Here is a 16689-nt window from a genome sequence, read left to right as displayed (position 1 = left end):
CAAGTTAGGCATACATAACTAAACACAAGCAATTGCGTAATCAATACAATTAACAGGAGGATTTTATTATGTCATTAATCGGAAAAGAAGTTGCGGATTTTACTGTTCAAGCCTTTGCGGAAAATGAATTCAAAGAAGTGAAGAAAGAAGATATCTTAGGAAAATGGTCGGTCTTCTTTTTCTATCCAGCTGATTTTACCTTTGTTTGCCCTACCGAGCTCGAAGATTTAGCCAACAAATATGAAGAATTCAAAAAAATCGGATGCGAAATCTATTCGGTTTCCTGCGACACGCATTTTGTTCATAAAGCATGGCATGACGCATCAAAAACCATTCAAAAAATCAAGTACCCGATGTTAGCTGATCCAACCGGTGTGATTGCCCGAGATTTTGATGTGATGATCGAAGAAGTTGGGCTGGCTGAGCGCGGGAGCTTTATTATTAATCCCGAAGGAAAAATTGTCGCCTATGAAGTACTTGCAGGCAATGTTGGTCGAAATGCCGATGAACTATTTAGACGTGTACAAGCCTCACAATTTGTGGCCGAGCACGGCGACCAGGTTTGCCCGGCAAAATGGAAACCAGGAGCAGAAACCTTAAAGCCAAGTCTTGATCTGGTAGGTTTAATCTAGTATACCTTAAAATATGGCAATACAAGTGGACGTTAAAAGGATGTTGTAATCTGCGACATCCTTTTTAAATACAATCTTTTTGATAAAAATAACAAAAATTAATACTTTCTGGTAAAATGGTTTAAACCGAAAAATATTTAACACTTGTGTAACACCTATAAATTTTTACGTACCCGTAAAGTCACTAGAAGGAGAAATAATTGGCTAAACAGAAAGATATTAAAACCAATGCGATGCGCATTTTGGATAAATTAAAAATTGATTATACCCATCAAAGTTATCAATGCAATGAGTTTGTGGATGGCCTGCAGACTGCGGACCTGTTAGATTTGCCTTATGAACAGGTCTATAAGACCCTGGTGACCGAAGGAAAGAGCAAGCGTTATTTTGTCTTTGTCATCCCCATCGACAAGGAACTGGACATGAAAAAAGCCGCCAAAGCGGTTGGCGAAAAGTCGGTAGCGATGATTCATCTAAAAGATCTGACTGCGATCACCGGCTATGTCCGAGGTGGTTGTACTGCCATTGGCATGAAAAAACAGTTTAAAACCGTCATCAACGACACCGCCAAAGAGCTAGATAAAATCTACATCAGCGGCGGTAAAGTTGGGCTGCAGCTAAAACTAAGTCCAAGTGATTTCTGTCGGGCGGCCCAGGCCGTTTATCAAAACATCACGATGGATAATGCCAATCATTAAAAGATCCCAGTCAAAAAAACAAAAAGGCAACCGCGAAGCGATTGCCTTATCATGCCAAAACTGGTCGGAGTGAGAGGATTCGAACCTCCGGCCTCATGATCCCGAACCATGCGCTCTACCAAGCTGAGCCACACCCCGTTATAGCTTGCAATTGTACCTCATCTATTGTAAACTAGAATAGACAAAATTTCAATCTTAAATTTAATTTTTTTAAGATAAAGGAGGAACCCATGCACAAAAAAAATCCCATCTACCGTATTGGCGCACTGGTTTTAGTCGCTGCGCTTATTCTTAGTATTCTTGTTGTTTACGCTCTCTAAGTGAGATGAATATTCGTATTATTGCTGTTGGAAAAATTAAAGAAAAATTCTTAACCCTGGCCATCTTGGAATATGCAAAGCGTTTGAATGGCTATTGCCGTCTGGAAATCATCGAAGTTAAAGATGAAAAAATTCCGGAAAATGCCAGTGAAGCGCAGAGGCGAAAGGCGGTGGAAATAGAGAGTAGCCGAATTCTTTCCTATTTAAAGGACGAGGAAATTCTGGCCACCCTGGAAATACAGGCCGATCAACTCGATTCGTTATCTTTTGCTAAAAAAATTGAAAACTTTGGGATCCAGGGAAAAAGTCAAATCACCTTTGTTATCGGAGGGTCTATCGGACTTTCCCCGGCGATCACCAATCGCTCACAATGGAAATGCTCTTTTTCCAAAATGACCTTTCCCCATCAGTTGTTTCGGGTGATGCTTCTGGAACAGATTTACCGCTCATTTAAAATAATCCGTGGGGAAACCTATCATAAATAACATCTTCAAATAAAAAATAAAGAGGTAAACTATGCCGGACTATGTATTAAAAGCCACCGCAGGAAACGGACAGATTCGGGTCTTTGCGGCAACAACAGGGGGGCTCGCCGAAACAGCCCGGAAACTTCACCAAACCAGCCCAGTGGTTACAAAGGCGCTGGGCCGATTGCTCACCGCTGGTTCTCTGATGGGTTCGATGATGAAAAATGCCGATGAACTGATCACCTTAAAAATCGCCGGCGATGGCCCCATAAGCGGCTTACTGGTGACTGCCGATGCTAAAGGCAATGTGAAGGGTTATCCCTATGTCAACGACCTTTTAGATACCCTTGAAGCGTCCATGCCTGTATCCGAAGCTATTGGCGAAGGCACCTTGAACATTTTAAAAGATATCGGCCTCAAAGAGCCCTATGTTGGTTATTCGCCGCTGGTCAGTGGTGAGCTTGCCGAAGATCTAACCTATTACTATGCTCAATCTGAACAGATTCCCACCTCGGTTTCTTTAGGTGTTTTATTAAACGACGATGGCACCGTCCGGCAAGCGGGTGGATTTATTATTCAATTAATGCCAAACACTGATGATGAGGTCATCGATGCCCTCGAAGTGGCTCTGTCTGATACACCATCCTTGACCAAACTTCTGGATGAAGGAAAAACGCTGGAAGCCATCATGGACGATTTATTTAAAGACCTTAGTTTAAAGATTTCTAAAACTGAGATTACCCGTTTTATCTGCGATTGTTCCCGTCAACGGATCACCAAAGCGCTGACATCCATTGGAAAGAACGATCTTATCGAGATGATCTCCGACCAGGAGGATATTGAAGTCAATTGTGATTTCTGTAAAGAAAAATATTCCTTCTCCCCGGAAGATCTACAGTCCATCTTGGATCATCGTACTGATTCTAAAGAACAAGAGGGATAATATGTCATTAAAATCGCGTTCCAGCGGTGTTCTGATGCCAGTTTCGGCCTTACCCGGCGACTACGGCATCGGAACTCTGGGGCAAGAGGCCCGCAGCTTTATCGACCGCCTCCAGGCAATGGGCTGTACCTATTGGCAAATTCTGCCGGTCGGTCCTGTGGACGCCTGTTTCTCGCCTTATAAAAGCACCTCGGCTTTTGCCGGAAATCCCTTTTTGATCGATTTGGAGCTTTTATCGGATTGGGGTTTATTAACCGCGAATGAGCTGAGCGCTAGCCGCTCTGCCGACCCGCCCTATTCTATTTATTATCCCAACCTCATTCGCAACCGTCAAACTGTCTTCAAACTTGCCTATACACGATTATCTGACCAATTAAAAAAAGACATCCAAGACTACAGTGATGCCAATCAAGACTGGCTTCCAGATTTTTCTCTGTACACGGTTCTTTCCCAGCATTTCTTAGAAGAAGACTGGACCAAGTGGAATAATCAGGATCTGGTCAGACGCACGCCCGACGCCCTTGCTTTGGCCCGACATCGCTATCATGAAGAAATCAGTTTTCAAAGCTTTCTGCAATATGCTTATGACCGACAATGGTCGACACTTAAGACCTACGCCAATACCAGGGGTATCCAAATCATCGGGGACATGCCGATTTATGTCGCCCATACCAGTGCTGATGTATGGTGTCATCCTGAACTTTTTCTCCTCGATAAAAGGGGCTGTCCCACTGAAGTCGCTGGCGTCCCACCGGACTATTTTTGCAAAGACGGTCAGCTTTGGGGCAATCCATTGTATCGCTGGGATGTGATGAAAAAAAACCACTATGCCTGGTGGATGCTACGGATAAAAAAAGCGCTAACTAACTTTGACAAGGTCCGAATTGATCACTTTCGCGGCTTTTCTGCTTATTGGTCGGTACCAGCACGTGAAAAAACAGCCCGAAATGGTCGTTGGGTTCCCGGCCCAGCGATGGATTTTTTCAGTCAGCTGAAGATGTCCTTTCCCAATCCCGGAATTATTGCCGAGGACCTTGGTTTGCAGGACCATGACCTGGTCAAGCTGTTAGATGATACCGGATTTCCCGGCATGCGAATTATGGAGTTTGCTTTTATTGATGACGATAATAATATCCATCTACCGCACAATTATACCACTAATACGGTTGCCTACTCAGGTACCCATGATAACAATACCCTGCTGGGCACATTTTTTGACTATTTTCCAAAAAACCGGCAATATGCCTTTGATTATTGTGGTTATACCGACGCCTGGGAAAATCAATGGCAGATCGGCGGCCACCACAGCCCTTCCTGTCGAGCCTTTATTCGCACGCTTTTTCAGAGCGCCGCTAATTTAGTGATCCTGCCGATTCAAGATGTGTGTGGATATGGTAGTGATACCCGGATGAACGAACCCGGAACAATAAAAAACAACTGGGTTTTCCGGATGACCCGAGAGGGTCTATCTTTGATTGATGTGGACTGGTACTCACATTTAAATTTGCTTTATCATCGATAAACACGATCAATGTGACGGTGTCATCTGATTACGGACTCTTGCCAGGAAAAAAGACCACGCTTTAATTCATCACGTTAGCGTGCTGATGCGTCTCACGCAGGATTCTGGAATCAGCGTGATTAAAACAAGTGTCCGTATCCTTCAAACATTTCTTAATATAAACTTGCAATAAAAGTGTAACCTTTGGTATAATAGCCACAGGTAAAAATTAGGAAAAAAGAAAAAGGAGGACTTTACCATGAAAAAAACTTTATCCGTGTTGTTGTCTCTTGCCTTGGTTGTCACCATGGCCGCTGGTTGTTCAGGAGGAACAACCACTTCTTCAGAGGATAGTGATGTCATTAAAATTGGCGTGTTCGAACCCTTAACTGGTGCAAATGCTGCCGGTGGAGAATTGGAAGTTGAAGGGGTTGAATTGGCTAACCAATTACGTCCCGAAGTATTGGGCAAAAAAGTTGAGCTGGTCATTGCTGATAACAAATCAGACAAAGCCGAAGCGACCACTGCCGCCGCCCGATTAATTGAAAAAGACAAGGTTGTTGCAATCCTGGGTTCCTGGGGTTCTTCACTCTCCATCGCTGCTGGGGATGTTGTTAAAACCAACCAGATACCTGCTGTAGCACTTTCAGCTACCAATCCACAGGTAACCGCCGGAAATGATTACTATTTCCGCGTTTGTTTCCTTGATCCTTTCCAGGGGACTGTCATGGCTAACTATGCGTACAAAAATCTAAACGCTAAAAAAGTTGCTATCATCCAGGAAGTATCCAATGACTATTCTGTCGGTTTGGCTAAATTCTTCACCGATTCATTTGTTCAATTAAGTGGTGATCCCAATGCCATCGTGGCAACTGGTAACTATAACACCAACGACCAGGACTTCAATGGCATCTTAACAAATATCAAAGCTTCAAACCCTGATGTTATTTTTGCACCTGGTAACTTCACCGAATCGGCATTGATCATCAAACAAGCCCGTGCGTTAGGCATCACTGCGCCATTTATCGGTGGTGATACCTGGGAAACAAATGAATTTATTACCGTTGGTGGTGCTGATGTTGAAGGCGCTGTTATGTCAACCTTCTTCGACGATACCAACCCACTGACTGAAGCAGGAAAAACATTTGTTGCTGAATATAAAAAGACCTATCCGGACCGTGATAATATTGCCGCTGTAACAGCGCTTGGCTATGATGGATACATGATGACTCTGGATGCCATCGAACGCGCCGGATCTGCTGATCCTGTTGCGATTCGTGACGCCTTAGCTAAAACAGCAGACTTTGAAGGCGCTACCGGGATGATTACCATTGACGAAAACGGTGATGCAACTAAAAACGAAGCGATCATCAAAACTGTTAAAGATGGTATCTTCACCTACCTTGATTCTGTAACAATCGACTAATCTCAACCACACAATAATCATAAGGAGAGCATGGCTACCATGACTCTCTTTATCTACGCAAAGGCGCGTACTATTGAAACAGAACGATATTTCTGCTGCGCGCCCTTTTCACACGGAACAAACATTGAGGGTATTTGTTATCAGATACCCTCAATTTAAATTAAATGATATAACGAGGTTTTAATTATGGTCGTTGGAATGACAATGGAAACATTCTTACAGCAACTTATCAATGGTTTATCAGTGGGAAGTTTGTATGCCTTAATTGCCATAGGCTATACCATGGTTTATGGCATCCTGAGACTGATCAACTTTGCCCATGGCGATATCTTTATGATGGCTGCCTATTTCACATATTTTGGGATTGCAGTTTTTGTTCTTCCCTGGTATGTCACGTTTATTATCACGATTGGTTTAACCATGTTACTGGGAGTCACCATCGAGCGGGTCGCCTATCGCCCTCTGCGGGAAGCACCCAAAACATCACTTTTGATTTCAGCAATCGGGGTTTCATTTTTACTTGAAAATGTTGCCACCTACCTGTTTTCAGGAAAACCACAGGCTTTTCCTGAATTCCCATTAATGACAACACCTTTTTTTATCGGTGGTTTGTCCTTTCAGCCGGTTTCTATCGTTATTCCAATTGTCGCGTTTGTCCTGATGTCTGCACTACTTTTTATCATTAATAAAACGAAAGTTGGCATGGCCATGCGGGCTGTGGCTGTTGATTATGACACCGCCAAACTCATGGGAATTAAGATCAATGGGGTTATTTCTTCAACCTTTGCAATCGGCTCTGCCCTTGCTGCGGTCGGCGCTATTCTATGGTGTATGAAATACCCATCGGTGTTACCCCTCATGGGTGTTGTCCCTGGACTTAAATGCTTTATTGCTGCCGTCATTGGTGGCATCGGCAACGTCAAGGGGGCCGTGCTTGGCGGTCTGATCCTGGGCTTTTCCGAGGTTCTGATGGTCGCCTTTTTTCCAGCGCTTACTGGTTACCGGGACGCCATCGCATTTGTCATCTTGATAATTATTCTACTGTTTCTTCCCAATGGTCTTCTTGGTAAGAAACATGTGGAAAAGGTTTAGGGGAGGTACCAGAAATGAAAGAAACTCAAAACAACATCGGTGCCTACTTAAAACTTCACTGGAAAACAGCCGTATTTTTGGTGGTGCTGCTAATTGGGATCGGTTTAGCCGACAATTTTGTTGATTCCTATGTGCGGCGGTTACTTAATTTATGCGCGATTTATGTCATCGTCAGTTTAGCGATGAATCTGGTCAACGGTTTTACCGGACAATTTTCATTGGGACAGGCCGGTTTTATGGCCATTGGCGCCTATACTGTAGCGGTCTTTACCGTTCCCATCGAGTCGCGAGCAGCAATTTTCTATCTTGAGCCGATGGTACCATTTCTAGCCAATATTGAATTACCCTTTATTGTCGCTTTGATTCTGGGTGGTCTGGCTTCGGCTGTAGCGGCCTTTTTCATTGGCTCACCTTGCTTGCGACTCCGAGGTGATTACCTGGCCATTGCTACCCTTGGTTTTTCTGAAATTATCCGAATCATATTCACCAATACTCAGTCTATTACCAATGGTGCACTGGGCATTAAGAGCATTCCGACCATCAGTAGTCTCTGGTGGACTTATGGGATTGCGATCATTATCATCATTGCAACGATCCTACTGATTAACTCAACCTACGGGCGGGCATTTAAATCCATCCGTGAAGACGAAATAGCTGCCGAAGCGATGGGCGTAGCACTCTTTAAAACAAAGATGACCTCATTTCTGATTGGTGCGTTTTTCACCGGCATCGGCGGCGGATTATTTGCTGCCCTACTGGGAACGGTTGACCCCAAACAATTTTATTTTATCCTGACATACAACTTTTTGCTAATCATTGTTCTTGGTGGCATGGGTAGTATCTCTGGAACCATCATTGCCAGCTTTGTCGTCACCTTGGGTCAGGAAGCCCTGCGTTTTCTGGATGAACCGATGGCCTTCGGCCTGGATCTGCCCATCTTCAGACCGGGACTAAGAATGGTTGTTTTCTCATTCCTACTGATGGTCATCGTCCTCTTCTACCGAAAGGGCTTAATGGGTACCAATGAGCTCACCTGGGATTTCATTGCAGAAAAATACCGGGTAATCAAGAAAAAACTAAGCAAAAAAAAGACCTCAACTGAAGGAGGTGGCAATTAATGAGTCTTCTAAGAACAGAAAATGTCATCATGCAATTTGGCGGTGTAGTCGCCGTCAATGACTTAAACATTGATATCAAAAAAGGCGAATTGGCCGCTTTGATCGGACCCAATGGCGCCGGTAAAACTACCGCCTTTAATGTCATCACCGGTGTTTATACCCCCACCAATGGGAAGGTTTTTTTTACCCCAACAGATAAAACGGACAACGCCGCCGAGATTGATATTACCGGAAAAAAACCCGATAAAATAGCTGGCCTGGGCATTGCCCGAACCTTTCAGAATATCCGGCTGTTTAAAGAACTCACCGTTCTTGAAAACGTCCTAGTGGCTACCCATGTCAATGCGAATTATAGCTTTCTTTCCGCGATACTCAGAGCACCGAAAGCAAAAAAGGGCGAACGTCAGGCTAAGGCCGATTGTGAATTCTTACTGGAGCGACTGGGACTCATCGATCTGAAAAACGAAAAAGCCTCTTCCCTGCCCTATGGACAACAACGGCATCTGGAAATCGCCCGAGCCTTGGCAACCAAACCGCAACTGCTTCTTTTGGATGAACCAGCTGCGGGGATGAACCCCCAGGAAACAGACGAATTGACGGCCCTGATTTTTAAATTGAAAACTGATTTTGATCTGACCATTTTTATGATTGAGCATCATATGGATCTGGTTATGGAAATTTCTGATCATATCTATGTCTTGGATTTTGGCTGTACCATCGCTAAAGGAACGCCTGACGAGGTTCAAAATGATCCAAAGGTTATTGAAGCATACTTGGGGGTAGACGCCGATGTTGAAGATTAGTAATTTGCAAGTCGCTTATGGCGGAATTGAAGCGGTAAAAGGCATTGATCTGGAAGTGCCGGAAGGTAAAATTGTAACACTGATTGGAGCGAACGGTGCTGGAAAAAGTACCACTCTCCGTGCCATCGTCAATCTGGTTAAATCAAAGGCTGGGAGTATTACCTATCACGGTGACGAACTTCTGGGTCTGGACACTACAAAAGTTGTCGATAAAGGCATCACCCTGGTACCGGAAGGCCGACATGTATTCCCCGATCTGACAGTTCTGGAAAATTTAAAAATTGGTGCTTATATGCGCAAAGACAATTTGGATGAGGATATCCAGAGAATCTACGGTTTGTTTCCCCGGTTGGAAGAACGTTCCTGGCAACACGCCGGAACCTTATCTGGTGGCGAGCAGCAAATGCTGGCAGTTGGGCGGGCGATGATGAGTCGGCCAAAACTACTAATGATGGATGAACCTTCGCTGGGACTTGCTCCGCTGATTGTTCAAGGTATTTTTGATATCATCGAAACCTTGAATAAAGAAGGAATGACGATTCTCTTAATCGAACAAAATGCCAATATGGCGCTGCGAGTAGCCGATTATGCCTATGTACTGGAAACTGGAAAAATCACGAAAGAAGGTTCCGGTAAAGAACTTTTGGCTGACGAAAGCATTAAAGAAGCTTATCTTGGCAAGAGCCATCGTAATAAATAGCAATCTGATAAAAAAAGCCACCAATTCTTCACTCGGAATAATTGGTGGCTTTTTTATCGTTTTGAAATAATGACCTTATTATTAATCGTCAACGTTTTGTTAAACACCCGCTTAAATTTTTTACCACATTCATTGACAATCATGTTATCAAATACCGAATGACCCGTTGTCAGTACATTAAGCTGGACTTCTTTTTCCATAATAACACACTTCACGTCTTTTACTACCCCATCCATGCTGCGGTCCAGATACTCCGATATCTGCAGAAATAGACTCAGCTGATCAATGAGATGCCGCTCATTATCTTGAAGCAATCCGAAGTATTCTTCCGAAATCTGAATCTTTTTATTGGTGCGATGATTGAGGGCAATAAACGCACTCATCAGTAATTCTTTTTGCTCAATCCCCAAAAGACCTGAGTTTAAGATAATATAAAAACTATGTTCATGATGGTTTCCAAATTGTAGCTTAATCCCCACATCATGGAGCATCGCACTGGCGCGAATCATTTTACGCACATCCCCTTTAATGTTATGTAGCGGTTTTAGCTGTTCAAACAGATTTTCTGCGAGTTTAAGAACATGATACGCATGGGGAATGTTTACATTAAAGTTAAGCATAATATTAACCAGCGACAGTTCAAAAATATCATAAACCAGATTGTCTTCGTTATAACCAAAATAATCATAGATAATACCGTCCCGCAAACCGGCATTACTGATAATCAATTCGGGTGAATCGATGTGTTTCATAACCCGTTCCAGGGTATGGCTGGAACCCACAAAAATATCGATCCGGCCTTTTGACAAACCTTTAAGATTCGACCGCTCCGCTAAATTCATGCCGGCGGCCATTTCACAGATCCGTTTCACGTCATTTGATTTCATCCGATAGTTATGGGCGATTTCTAGTGGATAATCAACAAAGCTACGATGAATCCGACCAACATTGCGAATGGTTCCGCCCACGCCGATGACTGGCAAACCAGCGGCTTTTTTCAGTATTGGCATCTCGTTGAAAGCTTCTTTTAAAAATTCATCCAAAGCCTTAAGTTTTTTATCTGTAACCTCATCTGTCAAATCAAATTTTTCAGCCAAATCAATGGACCCGAAGGGCAGACTGACGGTGTCCACTTTTTTTCGACCTTTAATGAGAACAAACTCGGTGCTGCCACCGCCGATGTCCATGAGCAGAGCATCCTTAATGTCCAACGTATTGATCGCCCCCAGATAATCCATGGAGGCCTCAACCTCACCGGGGATGATGGTTACTTCCAGTCCCACTTCGGCCTTGATTCGTGCCACATATTCGGCTCCGTTCGTTGCTTTTCGAACCGCTGCCGTTGCCACTGCAATGACCTTTTTAATATGATAAGCCTTACACATGCTAACAAACATACTGAGGGTTTCAATGCCAAAGTCCATTCGATCCTGTTGGAGCTCTCCCGTTTCTTCCAGTCCGTCGTTTAAGCGAACGTTCACCTTTACATCATCTATAATTTGAAAATATTCATTATTATAGTATTCGCCAATCACCAGATGGACACTATTTGAGCCAATGTCAATAACACCAATATTTCGTCTTTCCACGTCTATTCTCCCTCAATATTCTGTAATAAAACTGCTTGATTCCTGGCCTGTTCAAATTCTTGCTCTGCTTCATTGCAGAAGTAGTCCTGGCAGGAGATCAGCTCTTTTCCACGTTTGTCAATGCGTATGTACGATCCGGTTTCGGTCATTAACCGAGTTTTAACGGTATCTTTTAAGGTAATATCCAATATATGTTTGATTTCCTTCTTGAGGCTCTCTTCCTCGACTGGAAAGAGTGTTTCGATTCGCCGATTCAAGTTTCGTTCCATCCAGTCCGCACTCGAAAGAAAAATATCTTCCTTGCCCTGATTGTAAAAATAATAAATTCGGCTATGTTCCAGAAAGGTTCCCACAATACTATGAACAGTAATCTGTTCGCTGATCCCCGGCAAGCCCGGCTTAAGCGAACACATCCCGCGAACAATCAGTTTAATTTCAACCCCAGCCTGAGATGCTTCATACAACTTATTGATAATGCCTTCGTCCACTAGTGAGTTCATTTTTGCAATAATCTTTCCTTTTTCACCCATTTTAATGTTCTCAATTTCCCGGTCAATGGCAATATAAAAAGCATTTCGCAGGGTTTTAGGCGCCACTTCAATTTTTTTCCAAAGCGCATAGTGACTATATCCGGAGAGCAGATTAAAAAGCGTCGAAACATCGGATCCATAGCTTTCCTTGGCTGTAAACATCCCCATATCAGTATAAAGACCTGCAGTCACATCATTGTAGTTTCCCGTACCCAGATGCACATAGCGTCTGATCCCATCAGATTCTTTTCTCACCACCAAGATCATTTTACAGTGAATTTTTAGTCCTACCAAACCATAAATCACGTGGCACCCGGCCTGTTCTAATTTTTTTGCCCAAACAATATTATTGGCTTCATCAAAACGAGCTTTAAGTTCTACCAGGACGGTTACCTGTTTGCCATACTGAGCCGCCTGGATCAAGGCTTCAATAATAGGAGAATCGCCGCTGACGCGATAAAGTGTTTGTTTAATGGCCAGCACATCCGGATCGATCGATGCTGCTTTAACAAAATCCACCACTGTTTGAAAAGACTGGTAAGGATGGTGGAGCAAGCGGTCTTTTTTTCGGATCACCTCAAAAATATCAGTCGCTCCATAAAATTCATTGGAAATCATCGGAGTATAACGTGGTTCCCTCAGTTCACTAAATTCACTACGGCTCTGAAATTTCATAAAACAGCTCAGATCTAAATTCCCCTTAAGCTCATACAACTCGCTTTCAGCAATCTCCAACTCATTCATGAGCCATTTTTTCATTTTTTTGCTCATGTCTTTCGTAACTTCGAGTTTGATACTGGCCCCCCATTTACGCTGCTGAATGGATTTCTCAATTTCGATCAGTAGATCTTCGGCTTCATCCTCATCGATGGCCAAGTCACCATTTCTCGTAATTCGAAATTCGCTGACCTGTTTGACATCATAGCCAGTAAACAGCTCATTAACAAAGGGACTGATCAGATCTTCAACAAAAATATAATTAAGAATCTTGGAATCTTCAGCTCTGGGCAACGCAATAATCCGATCCAAAACCTTGGGAATCTCGAGGATGGCCAAAAAATCCTTTTCATCCTTTACCTTTGCTTCTGTATCATGGAGCATAATACAAAGATAAACCTGGTTGTTTTTCACCAAAGGAAAGGGACGGCTGTTATCAATCGCCTGAGGGGTCAAAACCGGGTAACATTCGTGCCTGAAATAATGAAGGGCAAAATCCTTACCCTCTTCATCCAGCTCATTATAACTCAAAAAAAAGATATTATTCTGATTCAGTTCCGGTATGATCGATTTTGATAAACAGGTATATTGTTTGGCCATCATTTCCTGAGTGATGCCATTGAGAATTGTTAATTGCTCAGTGGGGGTTAAGCCATCCACCGTTTTTTTGTTATAGCCTACATTAATCTGATCCATGATGCCGGCCACCCGAACCATAAAAAACTCATCCAAATTGGATGCTGTAATGGCTAAAAATTTAAGCCGGTCCATAACCAAATTACCTTTATCATACGCTTCTTCCAGGACCCGATAATTAAAATCCAACCAACTGATCTCTCTATTTATCAATAAACTACTCTTCATGATTCAACCCTCTTAATCTTTAATATCGGTTTAATGCCATAGACATTTTCCATGGTCATTCGGCTTGCCTTAAAAAAATACTCTTCCAATTGAAAATTTTTCCCGGTCGTCAAGCTGATCACTAATTTTTCATCTCTGACGAGACAGGAAATATTCTGAATTTTCTGCTGATAACTTTTATCAAGGGCAATGGCCAGTTTGAGAATTGCCGCCAGTTTAGCAACCAGCAACTGCTCTTTTTCATCATTTGAATGCATTTTTTCTTCTTCTTTGATGAAATTTGTCTTAACCGCCTCTGCCACCATTCCCATTACGGCTTTCTCTTCCTCAGTAACCCCGATGATATCAGTCGTTTCAATAATATACCGGCTCTGAACCCAAAAATTCTTATGATCAATGAAACTCCCCACTTCCATGAGATAACAAAGCATCGATAAAAGCTGGCGCTCCCTTTTTCCAAGTTGATGGTATTTCTTTAAGGAGTCAAAAATCTTTAAGCTGATTTTTTCGACAAACTCCGAATGCTTGTGACTGGTGTGATATTTTTTACCGATGGTTTTTGCCGATAGATAACTGCCCGCTTCAATCCATTCAATAAGTTGCTGTCTTTTAGTAATTTGAAATTGAAAGTCTAAATAGGCATCCCCAATGACCATCGGAATCAGTATAAACGTATCCACCCCCGTTTCTGCCAACAGTTTTAGATAAAGCATCAGCGTATGATTCAGGGTTTCAGCCTCATTTTGATCCAAGAGCGGATACTTCTTCAATAATTGATTAACGGTCAGATCGCCAGCTGTTTGGCATAACTCGCCAAATTCTTTGGCATTTACACGGTAGTAGTCCTGACGCTCGGTGTAACCACAAAGTTGTGCAATTACATCGACTTCATGGGAGGATACGAAGAGCCTTTTAATCTGACGCTTTCTGATATTTTCAACAAAATCCTGGGTATTGATGGAGATAAACTCCATGAGCAGGGTTTCGAACCGCTCCGAATTTTCTTCAATGGACTTAAGGATTTCCTTCATTTTGAGATAACCCAACTGGGCGGTCTGATGATAATCAATAATACCATTTTTTAACAGCGCCACCGACACATTCCCACTAGAAATTGATGCCAGCATCTGGTCCGCTTTGGTCTCATTGATAATGTCAAATTCCGGATCACACTTTAACACCATGTGACGATAAATAAGATGCGTTTCTTCTTCCTTATCGAGAATTTCAACCTCATAGCCGCCGGTATTAATTTTAATCTGCTCAAGGATATAAAGCCGATTCCTTGCTTCACGAAGCGCTGTTGTACCAAATATTTTTATCGATTCAACGCCATAAGTTTTAGACATTTCGATATAGGCATTAATCGTTTGACATAATGCATAAACAGATTTAAATGAAATCTCGCCCTTTGTAAAACTCTGACTACCGAAATTAATGGGAAACATGGCTCGATCTAATATTTTAATGCACCCTTTTCCCCGCTGTCCCACGATTAGTTCACACCGGATAGAGCCAATATAAATTACTGAAAATCGCTTGATCATAAACGTCACCTCACATACTTTTTTCTATTTTATCACAATTTTGAAAAATTTAATGTTAAAACTCATCGAAATTTTGATTTTTTAGGTAAGTCATTTCTTTAAATCCGCTTATTGATCGAATTACCATCTTTTATCCCATTAAAAAAAGCCGGCAATTAGGCCGACTTTTTTTGATAGGATTCGATTGGAGTAAATCTCAGATATTAAATTCTAGCCAAGTAGACCTTTTCGATGGGCTTTAATGTAGCCGCCGCAGTAATTATCCATACCCAGCAACGCTTTAGCGGTGATAATATCGGCCATGGTTTTGTCGTTCGTTGGATCCAGAACATAGCCATCCATCCCCAGTGTCATGGTCTGAACAACGAAGAGCCGATTAAGAATCGCTCGATTCGGGAGACCATACGAAATATTACTGAGTCCACACATGAAATGTACGTTCGGATATTCCATTTTCGTTTTTTTGATGGTTTCTAATACTTCGACCCCAGCGGTCGTCACACTGCTAATCGGTTTTACCAGGGGATCAAAATACATATCATCTTCCTTAACCCCTTCCTGAGTCAATTTCTCATGGAGTTTATGAACAACCTTCATGCGATCATCTGATGTTACAGGCATCCCTGTACTGTCCATGCAGAGCACCACAATTTTCGCATCGTATTTACCAATCAGCGGTGCTACAGCATCATATCGTTCCTCTTCATCCGATATGGAATTGATCATGGGTCGACCATACTTACAGAGACTTAAGCCGATGTCCAGTGCCGAAGCGCTTGGACTGTCGATACATAGGGGTATTTCAACAGCACTTTGGACCGTTTTTACTAGCCATTCCATGATTTCATCTTCATTATTGATCATATTCCCACAGTTTACATCAATATATGTAGCTCCGGCCTTGGCCTGACGGACGGCAAGATCAATGATCAGATCTTTATCCCGATTATTAGCGGCTTCTTTTACAGCGGGTCGACTCGTATTGATTAATTCACCTACAATTGTCAGCATGATTGTTGTCTCCTCCTATTATTATGTATTTATTATGCGCTTAATTCTTCCGGACTGCTCATCATCCGGTCACACAGTTCAACTGCTGTGGATGCATCCATTGAATAACCATCAGCGCCTATATCATTTGCAAATTCCTGGGTTACCGGAGCGCCACCAATGATAATTTTAATTTTATCCCGGAGTCCATCTTTTTTAATTTGCGCAATGGTTGATTCCATCTTCATCATTGTCGTTGTTAACATTGATGACATCCCAACGATATCAGGATTGTGTTTTTTAATGGCGGCCGAGAAATCTTCTTCCTTCACATCAACACCAAGATCAATTACAGTATAGCCGCGACTTTCGACCATCATGATTAACAGATTCTTGCCAATATCATGTAAATCACCATTAACGGTTCCAATAATCATCTTTCCTTTACTGGGAATGTCACCGTCCATAATCAAGGGTTTTACCAATTTCATGCCTTCGTTCATGGTATCGGCTGATTCCATAACTTCGGGAACAAACATTTCACCACTTTTAAATAATGGTGCGACAATGTTCATGCCGGCAATCAGGCCCTCATTAATTATCACGATTGGTTCTGTGCCTTCATCAATAAGTGCTTGAACCAGTACTTTTACGTTATCTAAATCACCTTCCAAAACACATTGGGATACTTCTTGTAAAGTTGCCATATTAATCCTCCTTGTTCACATTTCGATTTTTTTATCATTTTCACA

At 42.5% G+C, this 16689-nt stretch carries 15 protein-coding genes and 1 tRNA gene; 10 read left to right on the top strand and 6 right to left on the bottom strand.

The window, feature by feature from the left end:
- Nucleotides 1-68: 68 nt before the first annotated feature.
- Nucleotides 69-632, top strand: coding sequence for an alkyl hydroperoxide reductase subunit C (ahpC, locus tag DOZ58_RS00765; RefSeq protein ID WP_111886547.1), 564 nt, complete (start codon nucleotides 69-71; stop codon nucleotides 630-632).
- Between the two features lie 200 nt (nucleotides 633-832).
- Nucleotides 833-1330, top strand: coding sequence for a Cys-tRNA(Pro) deacylase (ybaK, locus tag DOZ58_RS00760; protein WP_111886546.1), 498 nt, complete (start codon nucleotides 833-835; stop codon nucleotides 1328-1330).
- 61 nt (nucleotides 1331-1391) lie between these two features.
- On the opposite strand, the gene DOZ58_RS00755 is transcribed toward ybaK, so the two are convergent.
- Nucleotides 1392-1468, bottom strand: a tRNA-Pro gene (locus DOZ58_RS00755).
- 187 nt (nucleotides 1469-1655) lie between these two features.
- Between DOZ58_RS00755 and rlmH the strand changes: the two genes are divergently transcribed.
- The 8 genes from rlmH (at nucleotide 1656) to DOZ58_RS00715 (ending at nucleotide 9700) form a co-directional block, all read left to right on the top strand.
- Complete coding sequence (rlmH, locus tag DOZ58_RS00750) at nucleotides 1656-2135, top strand: 23S rRNA (pseudouridine(1915)-N(3))-methyltransferase RlmH (RefSeq protein ID WP_111886545.1); 480 nt, start codon at nucleotides 1656-1658, stop codon at nucleotides 2133-2135.
- A gap of 31 nt (nucleotides 2136-2166) precedes the next feature.
- Nucleotides 2167-3060 (top strand): Hsp33 family molecular chaperone HslO, encoded by an 894-nt coding sequence (gene hslO, locus DOZ58_RS00745; RefSeq protein WP_111886544.1) that lies wholly within the window; start codon nucleotides 2167-2169, stop codon nucleotides 3058-3060.
- Between the two features lies 1 nt (nucleotide 3061).
- A complete protein-coding gene (malQ, locus tag DOZ58_RS00740) occupies nucleotides 3062-4582 on the top strand; it encodes a 4-alpha-glucanotransferase (RefSeq protein WP_111886543.1) in 1521 nt (506 codons plus the stop codon).
- A 238-nt stretch (nucleotides 4583-4820) separates the two neighbouring features.
- Nucleotides 4821-5987: an ABC transporter substrate-binding protein gene (locus DOZ58_RS00735; RefSeq protein WP_111886542.1), complete on the top strand. Its 1167-nt coding sequence runs from the start codon at nucleotides 4821-4823 to the stop codon at nucleotides 5985-5987.
- A 198-nt stretch (nucleotides 5988-6185) separates the two neighbouring features.
- Complete coding sequence (locus DOZ58_RS00730; protein ID WP_111889645.1) at nucleotides 6186-7079, top strand: branched-chain amino acid ABC transporter permease; 894 nt, start codon at nucleotides 6186-6188, stop codon at nucleotides 7077-7079.
- 14 nt (nucleotides 7080-7093) lie between these two features.
- A complete protein-coding gene (locus DOZ58_RS00725; protein ID WP_111886541.1) occupies nucleotides 7094-8197 on the top strand; it encodes a branched-chain amino acid ABC transporter permease in 1104 nt (367 codons plus the stop codon).
- Nucleotides 8197-9000, top strand: a complete 804-nt coding sequence (locus DOZ58_RS00720; protein WP_111886540.1) for an ABC transporter ATP-binding protein — start codon at nucleotides 8197-8199, stop codon at nucleotides 8998-9000. The genes DOZ58_RS00725 and DOZ58_RS00720 overlap by 1 nt, the downstream gene beginning before the upstream one ends.
- Nucleotides 8987-9700 carry an ABC transporter ATP-binding protein gene (locus DOZ58_RS00715; protein WP_111886539.1) on the top strand — a complete coding sequence of 238 codons (714 nt, stop codon included), beginning with the start codon at nucleotides 8987-8989 and terminating at the stop codon, nucleotides 9698-9700. The genes DOZ58_RS00720 and DOZ58_RS00715 overlap by 14 nt, the downstream gene beginning before the upstream one ends.
- A gap of 53 nt (nucleotides 9701-9753) precedes the next feature.
- Here the strand turns inward: DOZ58_RS00715 and DOZ58_RS00710 are convergent, their stop codons facing one another.
- The 5 genes from DOZ58_RS00710 to DOZ58_RS00690 form a co-directional block, all read right to left on the bottom strand.
- Nucleotides 9754-11289 carry a Ppx/GppA phosphatase family protein gene (locus tag DOZ58_RS00710; protein ID WP_111886538.1) on the bottom strand — a complete coding sequence of 512 codons (1536 nt, stop codon included), beginning with the start codon at nucleotides 11287-11289 and terminating at the stop codon, nucleotides 9754-9756.
- Nucleotides 11290-11291: 2 nt separating this feature from the next.
- Entirely contained in the window at nucleotides 11292-13400 is a 2109-nt protein-coding gene (locus DOZ58_RS00705) for an RNA degradosome polyphosphate kinase (protein WP_111886537.1), read from the bottom strand.
- Complete coding sequence (locus DOZ58_RS00700) at nucleotides 13397-14947, bottom strand: exopolyphosphatase (RefSeq protein WP_111886536.1); 1551 nt, start codon at nucleotides 14945-14947, stop codon at nucleotides 13397-13399. The genes DOZ58_RS00705 and DOZ58_RS00700 overlap by 4 nt, the downstream gene beginning before the upstream one ends.
- 210 nt (nucleotides 14948-15157) lie before the next feature.
- Entirely contained in the window at nucleotides 15158-15955 is a 798-nt protein-coding gene (locus DOZ58_RS00695; RefSeq protein WP_111889644.1) for a methyltetrahydrofolate cobalamin methyltransferase, read from the bottom strand.
- Between the two features lie 35 nt (nucleotides 15956-15990).
- The gene (locus DOZ58_RS00690) at nucleotides 15991-16644 is read right to left on the bottom strand and encodes a B12-binding domain-containing protein (protein ID WP_111886535.1); all 654 of its coding nucleotides are present in this window, start codon (nucleotides 16642-16644) and stop codon (nucleotides 15991-15993) included.
- Between the last annotated feature and the right edge of the window lie 45 nt (nucleotides 16645-16689).

Source organism: Acetobacterium sp. KB-1, assembly GCF_003260995.1.
Taxonomy (GTDB): domain Bacteria; phylum Bacillota; class Clostridia; order Eubacteriales; family Eubacteriaceae; genus Acetobacterium; species Acetobacterium carbinolicum.
The sequence above is the reverse complement of the archived record's forward strand: the minus strand, read 5'-3'. Positions and strand labels throughout refer to the sequence as shown.